The sequence below is a fragment of the Thiocapsa sp. UBA6158 genome (assembly GCF_002423035.1).
In the GTDB taxonomy this organism is placed as follows: Bacteria; Pseudomonadota; Gammaproteobacteria; order Chromatiales; family Chromatiaceae; genus Thiocapsa.
Genome location: NZ_DIUM01000073.1, coordinates 1 through 18,118, shown reverse-complemented (window position 1 = coordinate 18,118; position 18,118 = coordinate 1). Strand labels below are relative to the sequence as shown.

Annotated in this window: 14 protein-coding genes and 2 tRNA genes; 8 read left to right on the top strand and 8 right to left on the bottom strand. The window is 64.9% G+C overall.

Annotated elements, in window-relative coordinates; all coding sequences use genetic code 11:
* Positions 1–153 precede the first annotated feature (153 nt).
* The 3 genes from B4N44_RS10990 (at position 154) to B4N44_RS10980 (ending at position 5,834) form a co-directional block, all read left to right on the top strand.
* Positions 154–4,023 carry a DUF3683 domain-containing protein gene (locus tag B4N44_RS10990; protein WP_414718141.1) on the top strand — a complete coding sequence of 1,290 codons (3,870 nt, stop codon included), beginning with the start codon at positions 154–156 and terminating at the stop codon, positions 4,021–4,023.
* 268 nt (positions 4,024–4,291) lie between these two features.
* Positions 4,292–4,612 (top strand): cupin domain-containing protein, encoded by a 321-nt coding sequence (locus tag B4N44_RS10985; protein WP_296700688.1) that lies wholly within the window; start codon positions 4,292–4,294, stop codon positions 4,610–4,612.
* A 10-nt stretch (positions 4,613–4,622) separates the two neighbouring features.
* The gene (locus B4N44_RS10980; protein WP_296700684.1) at positions 4,623–5,834 is read left to right on the top strand and encodes a hypothetical protein; all 1,212 of its coding nucleotides are present in this window, start codon (positions 4,623–4,625) and stop codon (positions 5,832–5,834) included.
* A gap of 108 nt (positions 5,835–5,942) precedes the next feature.
* Here the strand turns inward: B4N44_RS10980 and B4N44_RS10975 are convergent, their stop codons facing one another.
* The 3 genes from B4N44_RS10975 to B4N44_RS10965 form a co-directional block, all read right to left on the bottom strand.
* On the bottom strand, positions 5,943–6,518 hold the full coding sequence (locus B4N44_RS10975; RefSeq protein ID WP_296700681.1) for a hypothetical protein: 576 nt from the start codon (positions 6,516–6,518) through the stop codon (positions 5,943–5,945).
* 44 nt (positions 6,519–6,562) lie between these two features.
* Positions 6,563–7,354, bottom strand: coding sequence for a DUF2272 domain-containing protein (locus tag B4N44_RS10970; RefSeq protein WP_296700678.1), 792 nt, complete (start codon positions 7,352–7,354; stop codon positions 6,563–6,565).
* Between the two features lie 70 nt (positions 7,355–7,424).
* A complete protein-coding gene (locus B4N44_RS10965; RefSeq protein ID WP_296700675.1) occupies positions 7,425–9,227 on the bottom strand; it encodes a hypothetical protein in 1,803 nt (600 codons plus the stop codon).
* Positions 9,228–9,290: 63 nt separating this feature from the next.
* Between B4N44_RS10965 and B4N44_RS10960 the strand changes: the two genes are divergently transcribed.
* Positions 9,291–9,722 carry a hypothetical protein gene (locus B4N44_RS10960; RefSeq protein WP_296700673.1) on the top strand — a complete coding sequence of 144 codons (432 nt, stop codon included), beginning with the start codon at positions 9,291–9,293 and terminating at the stop codon, positions 9,720–9,722.
* Between the two features lie 127 nt (positions 9,723–9,849).
* On the opposite strand, the gene gorA is transcribed toward B4N44_RS10960, so the two are convergent.
* On the bottom strand, positions 9,850–11,226 hold the full coding sequence (gorA, locus tag B4N44_RS10955; RefSeq protein WP_296700669.1) for a glutathione-disulfide reductase: 1,377 nt from the start codon (positions 11,224–11,226) through the stop codon (positions 9,850–9,852).
* A 90-nt stretch (positions 11,227–11,316) separates the two neighbouring features.
* Positions 11,317–12,060, bottom strand: coding sequence for a glutathione peroxidase (locus B4N44_RS10950; RefSeq protein WP_296700666.1), 744 nt, complete (start codon positions 12,058–12,060; stop codon positions 11,317–11,319).
* 592 nt (positions 12,061–12,652) lie between these two features.
* Between B4N44_RS10950 and B4N44_RS10945 the strand changes: the two genes are divergently transcribed.
* On the top strand, positions 12,653–13,078 hold the full coding sequence (locus B4N44_RS10945) for an Hpt domain-containing protein (protein WP_296700664.1): 426 nt from the start codon (positions 12,653–12,655) through the stop codon (positions 13,076–13,078).
* A gap of 144 nt (positions 13,079–13,222) precedes the next feature.
* Here B4N44_RS10945 and B4N44_RS10940 read toward each other — a convergent pair.
* A tRNA-Ala gene (locus B4N44_RS10940) sits at positions 13,223–13,298 on the bottom strand.
* Positions 13,299–13,434: 136 nt separating this feature from the next.
* Here B4N44_RS10940 and arsS point away from each other — a divergent pair.
* Both arsS and B4N44_RS10930 read left to right on the top strand, forming a co-directional pair.
* Positions 13,435–14,394: an arsenosugar biosynthesis radical SAM (seleno)protein ArsS gene (arsS, locus tag B4N44_RS10935; RefSeq protein ID WP_296700659.1), complete on the top strand. Its 960-nt coding sequence runs from the start codon at positions 13,435–13,437 to the stop codon at positions 14,392–14,394.
* Between the two features lie 34 nt (positions 14,395–14,428).
* Entirely contained in the window at positions 14,429–15,085 is a 657-nt protein-coding gene (locus B4N44_RS10930) for a TIGR04282 family arsenosugar biosynthesis glycosyltransferase (protein ID WP_296700656.1), read from the top strand.
* Here the strand turns inward: B4N44_RS10930 and B4N44_RS10925 are convergent.
* Positions 15,082–15,897 carry a cytochrome C assembly family protein gene (locus tag B4N44_RS10925; protein ID WP_296700653.1) on the bottom strand — a complete coding sequence of 272 codons (816 nt, stop codon included), beginning with the start codon at positions 15,895–15,897 and terminating at the stop codon, positions 15,082–15,084. The genes B4N44_RS10930 and B4N44_RS10925 overlap by 4 nt on opposite strands.
* A gap of 382 nt (positions 15,898–16,279) precedes the next feature.
* Here B4N44_RS10925 and ffh point away from each other — a divergent pair, with 382 nt between their 5' ends.
* Positions 16,280–17,668 carry a signal recognition particle protein gene (gene ffh, locus B4N44_RS10920; protein WP_296700650.1) on the top strand — a complete coding sequence of 463 codons (1,389 nt, stop codon included), beginning with the start codon at positions 16,280–16,282 and terminating at the stop codon, positions 17,666–17,668.
* Positions 17,669–17,951: 283 nt separating this feature from the next.
* Here ffh and B4N44_RS10915 read toward each other — a convergent pair.
* Positions 17,952–18,026 (bottom strand) — tRNA-Glu (locus B4N44_RS10915).
* Between the last annotated feature and the right edge of the window lie 92 nt (positions 18,027–18,118).

Here is an 18,118-nt window from a genome sequence, read left to right as displayed (position 1 = left end):
GTGGTGGCGTCCCGGCAGGTGTGCGAATACATTCGCACCTACAGATATGTCTTTTCCCGCGGGCAGCCTCGTCAACCGCATGGCCATGATCAGTGGCCTTTGCTGTACCATTTTGTGCAGTGCAAGAAACAACCGCCGATGACCAGATCCAATATGACCGCCGCTGTTCAGCAACGGATCCGCGAGATCCCCTACAACTACACCTCTTTCTCCGACCGGGAGATCGTGATCCGTTTTCTCGGCGAGCCGCTGTGGCGCCTGATCGAGGAGCTGCGCGGCAGCCGCCGGACCGGGCGCTCGGCACGCATGCTCTTCGAGGTACTCGGGGACATGTGGGTGGTGACGCGCAACCCCTATCTGCAGGACGACCTGATCGACAACCCGGAACGTCGTCGTCTGCTGCTGCAGGCGCTGACGCATCGGCTCGATCAGTTCGAGCTGCGGCTCAACGACAATCGCCGGGCCGGCGAGCTTCTGGCCGCGGCGCGTGCGGCGGTGCAGCGCTTTGCGGACTGGTTCGAGCAGGAGAGGGCCCAGCGCGCGCGTCTGCGTCAGGCGCTCGTCGGGATCACGCACAAGGACAACCTGGATTTCGGCGGTCTGGCGCGGGTCTCGCACGCGACGGATGCGACCGACTGGCGCGTGGAGATGCCCTTCGTGGTCATCTCGCCCGACACCGAGGCGGAGATCGCGCCGATCGTGCGGGCCTGCATCGATTCCGGTCTGACGCTGATCCCGCGCGGCGGCGGCACGGGCTACACGGGATCGGCGGTGCCGCTTGAAGCGATGACGGCGGTCATCAACACCGAGAAGCTCGAAGACCTCTCCGGCGTGGAGCGCATCGCGCTGCCCGGCGTCGAGGGCGTTGTGCCGACGGTGCGCTGCGGCGCCGGGGTGGTCACGCGCCGGGTCTCGGATCTGGCCGATCGGTCGGGCCTCGCTTTCGCGGTTGATCCGACCTCGCAGGACGCCTCCTGCATCGGCGGCAATGTGGCCATGAACGCCGGCGGCAAGAAGGCGGTCCTTTGGGGCACGGCGCTGGATAATCTGGCGTCCTGGCGGATGGTGACGCCGGACGCGGATTGGCTGGAGGTCGAGCGTCTGGATCACAACCTCGGCAAAATCCACGAGCAACCGCTGGTGCGCTTTCGCATCCGGCGCTTCCAGCCCGACGGGGTCACGCCCAAGGGCGAGCCCGAGATCCTCCAGATGCCCGGCTCCGCGCTGCGCAAGGTCGGTCTCGGCAAGGACGTGACGGACAAGTTTCTCGCCGGTCTACCCGGTGTCCAAAAGGAAGGCTGCGATGGGATCATCACCTCGGCGCGCTTCGTCCTGCATCGGATGCCCGATCATGTGCGCACGGTCTGTTTGGAGTTCTTCGGGACGGATCTGGATCTGGCCGTGCCGGCGATCGTCGAGATCAAGGACTATCTCGAAGCCCTGCCGGGCGTGCAGATGGCCGGGCTCGAGCATCTCGACGAGCGTTATGTCCGCGCGGTGGATTACACCACCAAGGCCGCACGGCGCGAGCTGCCCAAGATGGTGCTGATCGCGGATCTGGTGAGCGACGACGAGGGGCTGGTCGATACGGCCGCCGCGCAGGTGGTGACACTCGCCCGGGCGCGCGACGGGGAGGGTTTCATCGCCTTCAGCCCGGAGGCGCGCAAGCGCTTCTGGCTCGACCGCGCCCGTACCGCCGCCATCTCGCGTCACACCAACGCCTTCAAGATCAACGAGGACGTGGTCATCCCGCTGGATCGCCTTGCGGACTACAGTCGCGGCATCGAGCGGATGAATATCGAGCAGTCGATCCGCAACAAGGACGCCATTATGGCGGCGGTGCTCGAGTATCTCGCCGGGGATCTCGCCCGTGATCTTGCCGGGGCGCGCGGGGAGGGCGACTATCAAGACTCGGCCGAGGCCGTTGCCATTTTGAGTGCCAAGCGCGATGCGGCGCGCGAGGCGGTGCAAGCCGCGCGGCAGCGCTGGCAGACTGTCTTGAGCGGTCTGGACGCGCCCGCCGTGGATCATCTCGATCGACTGAGCGACACCGAGAAGGCCTGTATTCGCGACGGCGATACGCTGCTCTCCATGATGCTTCGCCGCGACCTGCGTCAATCGCTGCGCGCCGAGGTGGCTGATCGACTCAATGACATCTTCTCGGGCCAGGAACTGGCCCGAGTGCGCGAGCGCTTGACCGAGATCCACGCCCGAGTCAGGGACTCGCGCCTCTTCGTCGCCCTGCATATGCACGCCGGCGACGGCAACGTGCACACCAACATCCCTGTGCATTCATCGGATTACGCCATGCTCCAGGAGGCCGACCGCCTCGTCGCGCGCATCATGGCGCTGGCGACCGATCTGGGCGGTGTCATCTCGGGTGAGCACGGCATCGGCATCACCAAGCTGCAGTTCCTGGAGCGCGAAAAGCTCGATGCCTTCGTCGCCTACAAGCAGCGCGTCGATCCGCACGGGCGCTTCAATCCGGGCAAGCTGATGCCGGGCTCGGGGCTGGAAGGTGCCTATACGCCCTCGCTGCGGTTGGTCCAGCAAGAGGCCATCATCCTCGAGGAGACCGAACTCGGCGCACTCAACGACGACGTCAAGCACTGTCTGCGTTGCGGCAAGTGCAAGCCCAAGTGCATGACCCATGTCCCGCGAGCCAATCTCAATTATTCGCCGCGCAACAAGATTCTGGGCACCGGACTTATCATCGAAGCCTTCCTCTACGAGGAGCAGACCCGCCGCGGTCTCTCGCTGCATCACTTCGAGGCCATGAACGATGTGGCGGATCACTGCACCATCTGCCACAAGTGTTTGAATCCCTGCCCGGTGAACATCGATTTCGGCGATGTCACGATGCGGATGCGGCGCATCCTGATCGATCGCGGGAAGAAGCGCTTCAACGTCGGCTCCTGGGCGGCGATGCAGTTCCTGAACGTCACGGACCCGCGTGCCGTGCGACTGCTCCGCAAAGGGCTGGCCCAGTGGGGCTTTGCGGGGATGAACCTCGGTCATCGTCTCGCCAAGACGCTGCGGCTGACCGCGAAGCGCACCGCCAAGCCGGGCGCGACCAGTCATCGTCCGGCGCTTGCGAGCCAGGTGGTGGATCTGGTCAGCCGCCCGATCCGGGTCGAGCTGCCCAAGCGCACCTTTCGCCAGATCCTGGGGCTGGAGGACAAGACTCAGGTGCCGATCCTGCGTGATCCGCGAGTCGCTGCGGAGGACGCCGAGGCGGTCTTCTACTTCCCGGGCTGCGGCTCGGAGCGGCTCTTCTCCGATGTCGGGCTTGCCACACTCGCGATGCTCTACGAGCAGGGCGCCCAGACCGTGCTGCCGCCCGGCTATCTCTGCTGCGGCTATCCGCAGCGCTCGGCGGGCCTCGAAGAGCGTGGGCGTCAGATCACGATGGAGAACCGGGTGCTGTTCCACCGGGTTGCCAATACGCTGAATTACATGGATATCCGAACGGTTGTCGTGTCTTGCGGCACCTGCATGGATCAACTGCTCAAATACGAGTTCGGGCGCATCTTCCCCGGGTGCCGCCTGCTCGACATCCACGAGTGGCTGATGGAGAAAGGCATGAGTCTGGACGGAGTCGAAGGGGTTCAATATCTCTATCACGACCCCTGTCACTCGCCCATGAAGACCCATGCGCCGCTGAAGGTCGCGGCGAGTCTGATCGGTCAACCGGTCATGCTCTCGGATCGCTGCTGCGGCGAGGCGGGCACGCTCGGAACCTCGCGGCCGGATATCGCCAATCAGGTGCGGTTTCGCAAGCAGGAGGAGCTGACCGCCGGCATCCAGGCGCTCACCGGGCAGGACGTGGTTCGGGCGGGCGAGGTCAAGCTCTTGACGGCCTGTCCCGCCTGTCAGCAAGGTCTCGCCAAGTACAGCGACGACACGGGTCTGAAGACCGACTATATCGTGGTCGAGATGGCCGGTCGGATGTTGGGGGAGGGCTGGCAGCAGCGGTTCTTGGAGCGGGTGCAGGACGGGGGGATCGAGCGAGTTTTGTTGTAAGGCTGAACCGCGTCCGGTGCTTCCTGAGTGGCCACTGCATTTGACCTGCGTTGAGGCCAACTGTGACCTCGGTGAGACGCGGTTCAGGATTTTTATTGAGGCTGATCCGGGGCGGACGTCGTGCAATCTTTTCAATCGCCGCAGTCAGGGCTGACGCCAGGAATCACATCCCGCTCTTTCGGACGATTTTTTGCCTCGCGATGCTCGGCAGAACCGATGCGCGGGCGATGAGGCTTCAGGAGCAATAATCTTGGCGTCGGGTACACCCATGAGCGGAAATCTGTTTGACGGTTTGCCGGAGATCGATCGTGGGGAGGCGTTCGAGGATCTGTTGCGCTGCTCCAACGTCCGGATCGAGCGCATCCTGAGCAGCGATCGACCCGAGTCCGTCCTTTACGATCAGGTCCAGGACGAATGGGTCTGTTTGCTGCAGGGGGAAGCTGAGCTTTGGGTCGACGGAGAGATGCTCACCTTGCGGCCTGGCGATTATCGGTTCATCCCGGCGGGGACCCCGCACCGTGTCATCAAGACCTCGACCGAGTCTCGTTGCCTTTGGCTGGCGGTCCATATCGACCCGACCGAAGGCTGAGGACGACCTGATGGACTCGGTACTCAACGCGATCCCGGATCAGGCACTGCGACCACTCGTGGACCGTCTGCTGCTCGAGCAGGGGCGGCTCGATCCGCTCGAGCTGCTGCTTGCGGCCGATCTGCTCGGCTACGAGGATTATGTCGCCTGGCGGACCGGCCGTCGGTCGGAGCTGCAGGGCGCGCTCCGGGCCGCACCTGAGGTGGTTGCGGGATTCCTGGAGGACGCAGGTGTTTATGCGTGCGCACAGAAGCTTGTGGCCGTTGCGCTCGCGCACACGTCTTGGGGCGATCGGGAGCACCCTTTGCCCATCGGTCCTCATGCAGGCCTAACCCGCGCCTGCTCGCTCGTCTATGCCCCGCCACCGGAGCGTTGCCAACTGGATCTGTTCCAGGACAGCACGGCGGTCCTGCTCGAGGAAGAGGTCCGCACGGCCCTGGTCGAGCACCGCACGGAGCGCGCACGCGATCGGGTCGCCCGATTGATGCATCGCGAGCCACGGCATCCGCGACTCGGCGGCTTTCTCCGATTGATCCAGACCCTCGACGACGCCGATGCGAGCGGGTGCGACGGGCGTGTCGAGGAGCGATGGCGCGAGCTCCAAGAGGTCGGGCCGCTGGCCGGAGAGCTGTTGGGCCATCGGGCACGGGATTTCCTCGGAACGCTATGGGCGGACCTTGCCGAGCGGCTGGCCGGGCGTCCTTTCGATCCGGGCTCGGGTGAATTCCATGCGGCGATCGCCTGGACCCGGGCCGGGCGATGGGAGCGCGTGCGCGAGGCGATCGAGTCCGAGTCCGACTGGCGCGATCACCCCGTTCTGGTCCTCATCCATGCCGAGGCCTGCTGGCGCGGTCGGGATCCATTTGGTGCCCGCCGAGACTGGTTGTGGCTCTGTCGCGAGAACCCTTCGGCGGCCGAACGCGCCTTGCGTGACCCGGCGTTTCCGGATCGTCGCCTGGCGGATCTCTGGGCCGCGTACGGCGATCTCGACCTCGACGGGGAGCTGGAGACCGAGGATTTCCCGGCATGGCTCCTGCTTCAGGATTCCGGCGCCTTTGCGGTGATCCCGCCGAGCGAGACGTCGACCGATGATCGCGACACGGCCTATCGGCTCCTGCATGGGTTGGTGACCGGCGAAGACACGATCGATCGGCGTCGCGCGTTGGGGGAGATCCATCCGGATCTTCTGCGGCAGTTTCTGGCGGTTCGAAATCGCAGTTGATCCGAGAAGAGGTCGCCTTTCCCGACGAGCGTCTCCACAGGGAGGATGGGCTTCGCTGTGCTCTACCCATCCTCGCGTTGGCTCGGTTGGGTTTCGTTTTGGACGAGGCTAAGGGCACGGCGCGAAGAAGGCGTTGTTGATGGCCTCCTCGCACTGTTTTCCGCTCTCCGTGACGAGGCTTGGATCGGCACCTTTGAGCCACTCCTCCTGCTCCATCTCCCGGAGTTGGCGTGCGGCTTGGCATGCGGGCTCGCTCCAGCACGTGCGAGCGGCGCCGCACACCCGCAGCACCAATTGCTCGCAAGGGGACGCGCCGCTGATGCGTTTGCCGGTCGTTTGTTCGGTTGCGGCTTCGGCAACGTCTCCGGCTTCCGCATCGGATGTTGCCGACTCGCTCGGCGTGCCGCTTGGCGCCAGCATGTCCCTCGTCGGGACCACCCGGCCGCCCTCGATGCGGATGACCGAGCCGTCTTCGAGTCGGTGCACGCCGTCCCAGAGTTGGGTCCGGCGACCGTCCTGATCGAGGATCGGGCGGTTGGTGCGGGGATCGACCTCGACCTGACCGCCTCGTTGCAGTGGCGCGGTCCAGGGCGCTTCGGCGTGTGCGTGAACGGCGCAGAGCAACAGGATGGCCGGAACGGCCCCGAGGCATGCGGTGCGGAGCAGTCTTTCGTCGTCGTGCATGGTCACCTCCGATGAGCGGAAAGGGGGGTTGCGGCACCTGCACTTCAGAGCCGATTCTCCATGACCAGAAACCAGGGCCGGCGCGGTACGGGCTTGAGCCGTCCCCGGGCGTCGAGCTCGAGGATGCTTTTCGAGACCGAGTTGCGCACGTTCCCGCCGATGACCTCGAGTGTTTGGCCGCTTTTGCCGACCACCAGATCGCAGTGAGTCTCCGCGCCCTGGAGCATCCAGGCACTGGTGTAGCCGTCGACCGGACGCACCGGCATGCGGCCGCGCGGTGCGCAGACCAGGTCGCCCGGCCGGGGACTGTAGTCCTGAATCCGGCGGGGGACGAAGTAGCGGCCGGGATAGCTCGCCTCCTCGACCATCGTGGACAGATAGACCCAGTGGGCAATCGCCGGGCGGAACTGACTCGTCGGCATACCGGCACTCTGCATGACCCAGCTGATGAAGGCAGCCGACCAGGGCTGCCGACAGTCCAGTCCGTCGAGCGCCGGCTTGTTCACCGCGCGCCAGTAGAGGTTGACGCGACTGACATGGGTGTCCTCGTCCTCCCAGGCGCCGACGTGGGGGATGCTCTCCTCGGTGCCCTTGAAGACCACGACCTGTCGATCGAAATGTTCCCATTCGCGGGTCGCGCGCTGAATCATTGCCTGTTTGAGCCCCGGGTTGGGCGCGGGTGCCTGGCCGATGGGGCGTCCGCCCCAGGTTCCGAACCCCTCGCCGGGCCGCGGGGCAGGGGCGCCGCAGGCGACCAGCGTCAGGCAGAGCGCGACACAGGCGAGACGCGGTAGGGCCTGCTCGGCTCGGCAGGGTACGGAGGGACAACTCGGCATGGGGCGGACTCCGTTTGGGTGCAGCCGGGCGTCGGCATCGGGTGCGAGTGATCGGACGACGACTCTCGCGCTACCGCGGCGGGCGGACCCTGTCGCGGAACCAGGGGCGATACTCCTCCATGCGTGCGCGCTGGTCCGCGGGCGCGCGCCGCCGGCAGGTTGCCTCGTCCGGGGTCTCCGGGGACGCGCCCCAGCGCCGCTCGACGCAATCGTTGGGGTTGTAGCCGATCTCGAATCCGGCGCGGCGGTCGTAGATGTCCCTCAGACTCAGCCGCCAGGGTGTGCCGTCGCTGCGGGTGTAGGTGATGAAGCGCTCGTCCATCCGTTGCGGGTTCAGCCGCTCGATGCGCGCGGCGGCATCGCTCGGCGAGCGTCCCTGCAGGACGAAGAGCTCCGGGTAGCGACGGATGCGCTCGGGCAACTCCACGAGCACATTCATTGCGATCAACAAACGCATGTCGCGCGACGGGGTGGCGTAATCCTCCCAGGGGCCGGTGGTCTCGAAGATGGCCGGTCCGCTCGGCATAGGAACGAGGGTGCCGGGTCGACTGCGCATGTAGGCCTCGCCGTTCTCGACCGAGGTCACGCGTGTTTCGAGCTGCTCCATCAAGGCGTCCAGCGTCGCCGCGTAGGCGACCTCGGGCTCCAGGCCCTGCGGGTTGATGAGCTGCTGCATGCGGGCGTAGAGGTCGGCGGGCGAGAGTGCTGCCTGCTCCAGCGAGAAGGGCTGCAGACCGGATCGCCCGTCGAGTGCGCTGTTGGGCAGCTGGCGCACGCCGCCGCTGGTTTGAACCACCGGTCGGAACGCCTTGAAGCCCGGCCCCGCGCTCGGGGTTTGCGCGAACAGGAAGGTGCCCTCCCAGAAGCGCTTGCGCGTCACCGAGTTGTCGGGTTGAGCGTCGACCGCGAGCAGGAGACCGCTCTCCCTGCCGCGTTGGGGCAGCCATTTCACGATCACCATGATGTGACCGTAAGGGTCGGCGAAGATGGTCCCGGGCCAGAGTGTCGCGCGATCGAGCGCGACCGGATAGACATCGGTCGCCTCATCGCCCAGCGCGGTGCGTGCGCTGCCCGAATGCACCGTATCCATCAGCTTTCGGCTGGCCTCTGCAAAGACCTCGGCGGATGCCCCCTGATCTATGGATGACCCGACGAAGCGCGTCTCGGCAATGGGTGCCTGACAGGTCGGCGGGCTGCTCCGACTCCCGCGCGTGCAGGGGCGATAGGCGATCGGCAGTCCGAGTTTCCAGGCGAAATAGGTCCGCAGGAAGTAGGGCAGGTCCGCGCAATCCGGCTCGGCGGGGAGCCGATTGTCCTCGCCGTTGCCCAGATAGTTGAAAAGCAGGTTGCGCTCGGGGTCGCGCAGTACCGGGCCGAGCGAGTCGAAGCTCGGCGATTGCTCGGGCGGGGCCTCGAAGAGGTGTTCGATCCAGGCCGAGTAGAAGGCCTCGGTCGCCAGGTCCCAATCGCCGCTCCCGCGCTCGCCGCTGCCACCGCCGACCGTGATCTCGGTGCAGCCCGCGACCTGACCCGCGCGTGTGGTCTCGATGCGATAGGTCCCGGCGACCGGGCGAAACTGCGTCCCGTAGAGACTCCATGGCGGTCCGCCGGCGCGGGCGGTGCGCAGGCTGGTTTGGCGACCGGCGGGGTCCGTGATCAGCACCTCGCCGAGATCGGCGTCGGTGGCGACCGCAATGATCTCCAGCGGTGCGCCCGGGCTCGGTTGCAGCGGCGCCGTCCAAATCCGCACCTGCTCGACTTGTCGGCAGGCGTCGGCGGCTTCCGCTGTGTCGGGGAGCAGGACCCCGAGCGGGGAGAGACCGAGGAGGGTCAACAAGACGATCGGCAATCGGATGGAGCGAGGAGTCGACATGCACACTGACCCGGACCGGCTCGAGGTGTGTCGAGTCTATCCCGAGCGGGCCGCCGATGGGAGATGTCCGGTGTTTCCGTCGGTTGTGCCGAGCGGGAGCGAGGCGCAACACACCGCATCCTGCGTCACGGCCGCCCGGTTATCGCTGCCTTGTCGCTGGCTGCAATCAGGCTTGGGCATCGGGGCCCGAACGGCAGCGGGGTCCACTGCGTCGACGCGTTCGGTCTGGCACACACACGTCTCTCGATCATCGATCTCGGCGGCGGACACCAGCCGATCCTGGATACCGACGGTCACTATGCCTCGATCCCGCCTCGTCTATTCAGGCGTTGTCAAACCAAAGAGCGGAGTGAAATGAGCCGAAGAGACCTATCGACCGACGAGCGCAGACTCTTCGAGGACCTGTGCGCCGGGGAATTCCTGGCGGCGGGATTCCCGCGCGCGAGGAAAAGCAAAGGAGTCCCCGGCATCGATGGGGTGACGATCGCCGAGTAGCGTGAAGCGCTCCGATGCGCAGTTTGTCTTAACGGCGTCCGCCATTCGCCCGATGGTGCCGTGACTGCGCCGCTCGCAATCGACCGCCGACCTTCGGGTCGGGATCGGTCGATCGGAGCTTTTTGGATCAGGAGCCCTGTCCCGGACGTCTCACCGGCTCTTTGAGGGTGACCAGCTCCTCGGCGCTGCTCGGGTGGATCGCCACGGTCGAGTCCAGATCGGCCTTGGTCGCGCCCATCTTCACCGCCACGCCGAAGCCCTGCATCATTTCGTCGACGCCGTCGCCGATTGCGTGAATGCCGACAACCCGCTCCTCGGGACCGACGCAGACCAGCTTCATGGCGGTCTTGGGGCCATGCGCGTTCAGTGCATAGCGCATCGGGGTGAAGCGGGTCTCGTAGACCGTCAGGGTGTCGCCGTAGCGCTCGCGCGCCTCGGGCTCGGTCAAGCCAACCTTGCCGATCGGCGGGTGTGCGAAGACCACGGTCGGGACGTTGTCGTAGTCGAGCTTCAGATCCGGTTTTCCGCCGAACAGACGCTCGGCCAGACGACGTCCGGCGGCGATGGCGACCGGGGTCAAGGGCTCGCGACCGATCACGTCGCCGACGGCATAGATGCCCGGCACGTCGGTGTTCTGGTACGCATCGACCGGGATGATCCCGTTCGGCTGCATCGTGACGCCCGCGGCCTCCAAATTCAGCTCGCGCGTGTTCGGCGTGCGTCCGACCGCCCAGAGGAGGGTGTCGAAGCCGCCCAGACGTTCGCCGTCGCGCGTGACCAGTGCGAGGCCATCGGCGTTCTTCTCAAGCGCGGCGACCTCGAATTCAAGCCGCATCTCGATGCCGTCGGCGGCCATATTCTCCGCCAGCGTTTCGCTGATCATGGGGTCGAAGAGGAAAAGCACGCGATCCTCGAGCGCCACGATCGTGACCTCTGTGCCGAGTGCGCGCAAGACTCCGGCGAGCTCCACGCCGATGTAGCCGCCACCGATGATGGCGACACGCTTGGGTTGAGTCTCCAGCGCAAAGAAGCCGTCGGAGGTCATGCCCAACTCAGCGCCCGGCATCCGCGGCACGATCGGCCGACCGCCGGTGGCGATGACGATATGGTCGGCGCTGTAGTGATCCTCGCCGACTGCAATGGTCTTGGCATCGACGAAGCGCGCCTGACCTTGAATGCGTGTAATGCCTTGCTGCTCGACATAACCGTCCCAGTAGCCGTTGATATCGGCGACATAGCGGTTACGCCCGGCGACCAGCGTGCTCCAGTCGATGCCCTCGGACTGCACCTTCACGCCGTAGCCGGGCGCGTCGGCAACGGCCGCCGCCAGGTTGGCGCCGTACCACATGACCTTCTTGGGGACACAGCCGGCGTTCACGCAGGTGCCGCCGAGCTTTCCCGTCTCGACCACGGCGACGCGGCGTCCGAGCTGCGCGGCTTTCTCGGCCACGGCCAAGCCACCGCTCCCGCCTCCGATGGCGATCAGGTCGAAATGCTGACTCATCTTCTTGACTCCCGGTCCTGTCTTCGGATCCCTCTCGGATCGAGCGATCCGGCCGTAACCGGATCGCTCGTCGATCTAGCCGAGTCGGATTTACGCGGCGTGGTAGTCCTTCAGCCACATCTCGACGGCGTCGGAACCGCCGATCAGCTTACCGTTGACGAAGACCTGAGGCACGGATGCTGCGTTAGCGACGGCGCGCAGCGTCTGCTCGGTATAGTCGCGGTTCAGCACCAGCTCTTCATAGGCGATCCCCGCGTTGCGCAGGGCTTCTTTTGCCTTCACGCAGAACGGGCAGCCGTCGCGGGTCATGATGGTCACGTCGAGCGGCTTCGCGGCTTCCGGTGCCAGATAGGCGAGCATGGTGTCGGCATCGGAAACACCGTAGGGGTCGCCTTCGACTTCCGGCTCGATGAACATCTGCTCGACGACGCCGTCGCGAACCAGCATGGAGTAGCGCCAGGAGCGCTTGCCGAAGCCCAGATCGTCCTTGTCGACCAGCATGCCCATGCCGTCGGTGAACTCGCCGTTGCCGTCCGGGATGAAGGTGACGTTGTCGGCGTGCTGCGCCTTCTTCCATTCGTTCATGACGAAGGTGTCGTTGACCGACATGCACACGACCTCGTCGACCCCGTGCTTCTTGAAGGTCGGCACCAGTTGGTTGTAGCGCGGCACATGCGAGGAGGAGCAGGTCGGCGTGAAGGCGCCCGGCAGCGAGAAGACCACGACCGTCTTGCCCTTGAAGATGTCGTCGGTGGTGACGTCGGCCCATTCGTGGCCGCGACGGGTGTGAAACGTCACCTGCGGGACATGGCTGCCGGTACGATTCTCGAACATGGGATCGTTCTCCAAGTTGAAGTGAAAGGTTGGGGGTGGATGATCTGCATCGATGAGAAGCAGAATAGCGAGGTCTCAGTGATAAGAAAAATGGATTGTTTTTATCGCGGCGATCGTTGATGACGATTCATGGGCCATCCTTTCGTCTCGCTGCGTTCGGGACCCGGCGCTGGATTGCGTGGTGCCGAAGCGCTCGACCGCGTCTTGTCGATGAGGTCGAGGGGGCTCGATTCAAGCGGGACGCGAGTGGATGTCCGGGCGCCGCGTCGAGGCCGAGCGGCCCGATAGGCGGGATCAAGCCTGGTGCCGAATGGCGTATGATCGCCTGAAAGCACGCGCGTTCGCTCCCCGCCCCGGCTCCCGGGCTCGAATGTTGCGCACAGGTTCTCGACCGAACCACGACAGAGGCCCACCGCGATGTATCGTTTCAGTGCAGTACGCGCGACCAGGTTCGACGAGGCAGCGGTCACCGTGTCCGCTTCGGCCCTGCTCGCCGCGCCGCGATCGGCAGCGTGTCCCGATGCCCCGCTCGTTGCGGGCAATGCTTTCGGCCCGGATGTCGCGGTACCCGACGATCGATCGGAACAGACCTATGCGTGAGAGAATAAACCAGACCGTGGATGCCGATGCGGCGAGGTCCCTCGACACATCGCTGCTGGATCTCGCCGTGCTTTCCCGACTGGACGACGACTTAGGGCGGGGGTCGGTCACGGAACTCATGGACCTGTTCCGAACAGAGTCGGAGCGGCGTCGACAAGGGATCCACAAGGCGGTCTCCGCCGGTGATGCGTCCGCGGCCTGTCACGAGGCGCACGCGCTAAAGGGGAGCGCCTTGACCTTCGGTGCCTGCCGACTGGGAGCATTGGCATTCAAAATGGAGCAGGCCGGGCGCCGCGGCGATCTGGAGGATCTAACCTCGGACTTGCCCGAGCTTGCGCGCTTGACGGTGGAGACACAAGTTGCGTTGTCGAAGATCTTCTCTGAGAGCAACGATTGCTGCAATCCTGAATCATCCTGACGTCGCCGCGATCGTAAGGCTGGATCGTGCCGACTCCGGTCCCCGGCGGTGCTGTGCCGTCGAATGACGACCGGGTTGCTCTTCGCCGTCAACGATCTGCGGCAGGCAGCGATCCTCGGCGCAGCGCTGGTGTTCCATGGAATTTGGTGGAGCCGAGGGGGATCGAACCCCTGACCTCCGCATTGCGAACGCGGCGCTCTCCCAGCTGAGCTACGGCCCCGAGTGTCTGATTGTTTCGGCGAAGTCCCGCCCCGACTCTGATCAGGGCACTAGCACTGCCGACGGCGCATTGTGCACCGTGCCGGCGTCTCGAAACAAGTCCTGCAACCCTTCCCCACGATCTTCCCGGAGTGCGCATGCTGGATTCACTGCCGTTGCTCTTCCCGTCCGACTTTCCCGCGATCGACCGGCGTCGCTTGCAGACCCTACAGATCAACCTCGGCTATCGCTGCAACCAGAGCTGTCGTCACTGTCACGTCGATGCGGGGCCGAAGCGCTCCGAGTCGATGAGCGAGGAGACGGTCGAGGCGGTGCTTGCGTTTCTGGACCGGCATCCGGTGCGCACGCTCGATATCACCGGTGGTGCGCCCGAGATGCACCCCGAGTTTCGTCGTCTGGCGCGCGAGGGTCGGCGTCGGGGCGCTGAGGTGATCGATCGCTGCAACCTGACGATCCTCTCGGAACCCGGTCATGAGGATCTGGGCGCCTTCCTGGCGGAGCAGGGCGTTCGTATTCTCGCGTCCTTGCCCTGTTACCTGGAGGACAATGTCGACACCCAGCGCGGCAGCGGCGTGTTTGCGGCCAGCATCGCCGGTCTACGGCAGCTCAATCGGCTGGGCTACGGCGTCGAGGGCAGCGGTCTCGAGCTGGACCTGGTGTACAACCCGCAAGGCCCGACCTTGCCGCCCATGCAGGGCGTCTTGGAGGCCGATTACCGTGCCGCTCTCGGCGAGCGTTACGGCATCGTCTTCAGTCGGTTGCTGACGATCACGAACATGCCGATCAAGCGCTTCGGCAGCCTGCTCCAATCGACCGGGCAGTTCGCTGATTATATGACCCTTCTGAAGGTCGCCTATCGCGCGGAGAACCTCGACGCCGTCATGTGTCGCGATCTGATCAGCGTGGATTGGCAGGGCTTCGTCTTTGATTGCGACTTCAATCAAATGCTCGGTCTGGCGCTCGAGCAGGGCGCAGGTCGGCTGCATATCTCGGCGCTCGGGGCTGATGGGCTCGAGGGTCTGCGCATCCGCACTGCCGAGCACTGTTATGGCTGTACGGCAGGCCAGGGCAGTAGCTGCGGCGGGGCCTTGATCTGACGTGAGCGGCCCGCGTCATCCCGATCGCGGGTCGGTGCTCTATCCGAGTGCACGCATCCTGATCTTCGCCAAAGCTCCGATCCCCGGACAGGTGAAGACGCGTCTGATTCCGGCATTGGGTCGCGCGGGCGCCGCCGAGCTTGCGTGCGATCTTCTCGATCGCCTGGTCGGGCGACTCTCGGGTGCTCGACTCGCCCCTATGGAGCTCTGGTGCTCGCCCGACCCCGAACATCCGCTCTTTCGGGATCTCGCCGAATCGGCCGGTGTTGCGCTGCGCACGCAGCGGGGCGAGGATCTCGGGGACCGCTTGAGCGCGGCGGCGGAGGATGCGCTGGGTCGTGCAGACGCGGTGCTTCTGGTCGGTGCCGATATCCCGGAGCTCGATGCCGACTATTGCGCATCGGCGTTGGAGGCTCTCGCGGATTCGGATGCCGTTCTGGGTCCGGCCGAGGATGGCGGTTACGTCTTGCTTGGGCTCAAGGCGCCTGCGCCGGCGTTGTTCGGGGACATGCCGTGGGGCGGAGACCGCGTTGCCGCGATCACGCGGCGACGCATCGCTTCTCTGGGGTGGCGCTGTGCGGAGCTTCCGACCCTCTGGGATCTGGATCGGCCCGAGGATCTCCTGCGCTATCGTCGCCTCGATCTCGATCGGGGCGACGCGCGACCGAGTGCCGGTCGCGTCGACGATTAAGCGGTGCGCTGCAGCACCAGCTCCAGCACCGCCTTGCTTCCGAAATAGGCGAGGATCAGGACCACGAACCCCCCGAGCGTCCAGCCGATGGCGGTGCGACCGCGCCAGCCCTTGCGAAAGCGCCCGATCAGAAGCCCGCCGAACATCAGCCAGGCAAGTATCGAGAGCACCGTCTTATGCACGAGGTGCTGTGCCAGCATATTCTCGAGGAAGGCGAAGCCGCTGAGCAGGGCCAGGGTGAGCAGCACGAATCCTGCCGTGATCATCTCGAAGAGCAGGCTCTCCATGGTCTGCAAAGGAGGCAGTGTACGCACGAATCCGCCCGGATGACGGCTGCGCAGATGGCTGTCCTGCACGGCCAGCAGGACCGCCTGCACGGCGGCCAGGGTCAGGAGGCTGTAGGCGAGCATCGAGAGCAGGACATGGATCTTCAGGGGCCAATCGGCACTCGGGCGCATGAAGTCGACATCGACGAACGATGCCTCCAAGACCAGGCTCAGGGCTGCGGCCGGCAGGAGCAGCAGACCGAGATTCTCGACCGGTTTGGTCAAGCTCGACACCAGCAGCAGTGTGATGATGGTCCAGGTGGTGAGCGCCAGGGCATTGTAGAACCCGAGATTCAGTCCGGCGTGGCTGAAGATGCTGTCCCAGAGCAGCCAACTGTGCAGCATCAGGCCGACGAAAATGAGCGCGAGCACCAGCGGGCGTTGCGGTGTCCAGCCTTCGGTCTTTCGGAACAAGCGCATGCCGATCAAGGTGGCGGCAGCCGAGTAGCAGAGGATGGCGACGATGGCGATGAGGATATGGGTCATAGATGGAAACCGATCGGCCTAAACCGCGCCCGGCGCGGTATGCGTTGTTTTTGGATGGGATCGGCCCCGGCAGACTTGACGACCGTTGGAGCCGGCACGGTTTAAAAGATTAAAAACACATCATTTTAAACCGCGTCCCCGCGAAGTGTTGTGGATGCACCAAACGTCGAACTCANNGCATCTCGCTTTGGACGCGGTTTAAGTGGGATCGCACACAGGGCTCGCGTCAACCTGACGTCGTCGGGACGGGGCCTTGTCGTATCGCCTGCCGATGGGGGACATTATACTCGGAACTTTCGCGACAGACCGGGCCGACGCCGGCCTGATTCAGATCGAATATCCGTGCGGGCATTGCGGCCCGACGAGGATCGAGGTCCATCCTATGTTTGAGAATCTCCAGGATCGTTTCGGCGATGTCCTGAACAATCTGCGCGGTCAGGGTCGTCTGACCGAAGAGAACATCAAAGAAACCGTCCGCCAGGTGCGCATGGCGCTCCTGGAAGCCGATGTCGCCCTCCCGGTGGTGCGGCAGTTTGTCGAGGAGGTGCGCGAGAAGGCGCTCGGCGAGACCGTGACCCGCAGCCTGACGCCCGGTCAGGTCATGATCAAGATCGTCAACGACGAGCTGGTCAAGCTGATGGGGCAGGCCAACGAGGCGTTGGACCTGACCGCGCAGCCGCCGGCGGTGGTGCTGATGGCGGGTCTGCAAGGCTCGGGCAAGACGACCAGTGTCGCCAAGCTCGCGCGCTGGCTGCAGGATAAGCAGGGCAAGTCGGTGATGGTCGTGAGCTGCGACGTCTACCGCCCGGCCGCCATCGAGCAGCTAAAGACGGTCGCGGCCGAGGTCGGGGCCGAGTTCTACCCGAGTACGCCGGATCAGAGCCCGATCGATATCGCCAAGCGCGCACTCGATGCGGCGCGCAGGCATTTCAAGGATGTGCTGATCGTCGACACCGCCGGCCGGCTGCATGTCGACTCGGCCATGATGGACGAGATCAAGGCGGTTCATGCCGCCCTGAAGCCGATCGAGACCCTCTTCGTCGTGGATGCCATGACGGGTCAGGATGCGGCCAATACGGCAAAGGCCTTCGACGAGGCCCTGCCGCTCACCGGCGTGGTTTTGACCAAGACAGACGGCGATGCGCGCGGCGGTGCGGCCCTCTCGATCCGCCAGATCACCGGCAAGCCGATCAAGTTCCTGGGCACCGGCGAGAAGACTACGGCACTCGAACCCTTTTATCCGGACCGGGTCGCTTCGCGCATCCTCGGCATGGGGGACGTGGTCTCCTTGGTCGAGGAGGTGCAGGCCAAGGTCGACAAGGATAAGGCCGAGAAACTGGTCAAGAAGCTCAAGAAAGGCAAGGAGTTCGATCTTGTCGACTTCAAGGAGCAGCTCGATCAGATGGCCAACATGGGCGGCATGATGGGTCTTCTGGACAAGCTCCCGGGGATGGGGCAGATCCCCGACCATGTCAAGAACAAGGCCAGCGACAAGGAGATGGGCAAACTGATTGCCATGATCAACTCCATGACGCCGCAGGAGCGCCGTTTCCCGGCCGTCATCAAGGGGTCGCGTAAGCGTCGCATCGCCGCGGGATCCGGCACCGAGGTGCAGGACGTGAACCGCCTGCTCAAGCAGTTCGCTCAGATGCAGAAGATGCTCAAAAAGATGAAGGGCGGCGGCATGGCCAAGATGATGCGCTCCATGCAGGGGCGCATGCCCGGAGGCTTTCCGCCGGGTGGCATGCCTCCGGGCGGGTTCCCGATGTAGCTCTCCGGCGCCGGTTGCCGCGCCGCCCGATGATGGCGGTGCGGGTCCGGCTCGGGAGCGCGTGCCGAAGGTTTCGGCTCGGAGATGCCCAAGGGGTGGAGTCGATCTTCCAGCGCCACGTCACCGACGCACGCGTTTCGGGATGGCTCGTCAGAGTCCGGCCGGATGTGTCCGTGACGGAGATGACGAAGGGCGCGCCGATCAGGCGTAAGACTTCTTTTGAAAAGGACGGTAACGATCGGTGAGTCCGCAGGAAAGGCTTTCCGATCATCTACTTGGGGTTTGGCGCTCCCTAGGGGGTTCGAACCCCTGTTACCGGCGTGAGAGGCCAGCGTCCTAACCGCTAGACGAAGGGAGCAGGTACTGCGGCGTGGAAACGCGTATTATACGCGCATCACGGCGCTCTACAAGCCGGCTGTGACTTTTGGGTGCGACCGAAACTGATGCGCG

Excerpts from the sequence above, each read along its gene's own strand:
- B4N44_RS10990 (WP_414718141.1), top strand. The coding sequence starts at position 154 with ATGACCGCCGCTGTTCAGCAACGGATCCGCGAGATCCCCTACAACTAC.
- B4N44_RS10985 (WP_296700688.1), top strand. The coding sequence starts at position 4,292 with ATGAGCGGAAATCTGTTTGACGGTTTGCCGGAGATCGATCGTGGGGAG.
- B4N44_RS10980 (WP_296700684.1), top strand. The coding sequence starts at position 4,623 with ATGGACTCGGTACTCAACGCGATCCCGGATCAGGCACTGCGACCACTC.
- B4N44_RS10975 (WP_296700681.1), bottom strand. The coding sequence starts at position 6,518 with ATGCACGACGACGAAAGACTGCTCCGCACCGCATGCCTCGGGGCCGTT.
- B4N44_RS10970 (WP_296700678.1), bottom strand. The coding sequence starts at position 7,354 with ATGCCGAGTTGTCCCTCCGTACCCTGCCGAGCCGAGCAGGCCCTACCG.
- B4N44_RS10965 (WP_296700675.1), bottom strand. The coding sequence starts at position 9,227 with ATGTCGACTCCTCGCTCCATCCGATTGCCGATCGTCTTGTTGACCCTC.
- B4N44_RS10960 (WP_296700673.1), top strand. The coding sequence starts at position 9,291 with ATGTCCGGTGTTTCCGTCGGTTGTGCCGAGCGGGAGCGAGGCGCAACA.
- gorA (WP_296700669.1), bottom strand. The coding sequence starts at position 11,226 with ATGAGTCAGCATTTCGACCTGATCGCCATCGGAGGCGGGAGCGGTGGC.
- B4N44_RS10950 (WP_296700666.1), bottom strand. The coding sequence starts at position 12,060 with ATGTTCGAGAATCGTACCGGCAGCCATGTCCCGCAGGTGACGTTTCAC.
- B4N44_RS10945 (WP_296700664.1), top strand. The coding sequence starts at position 12,653 with ATGCGTGAGAGAATAAACCAGACCGTGGATGCCGATGCGGCGAGGTCC.
- arsS (WP_296700659.1), top strand. The coding sequence starts at position 13,435 with ATGCTGGATTCACTGCCGTTGCTCTTCCCGTCCGACTTTCCCGCGATC.
- B4N44_RS10925 (WP_296700653.1), bottom strand. The coding sequence starts at position 15,897 with ATGACCCATATCCTCATCGCCATCGTCGCCATCCTCTGCTACTCGGCT.
- ffh (WP_296700650.1), top strand. The coding sequence starts at position 16,280 with ATGTTTGAGAATCTCCAGGATCGTTTCGGCGATGTCCTGAACAATCTG.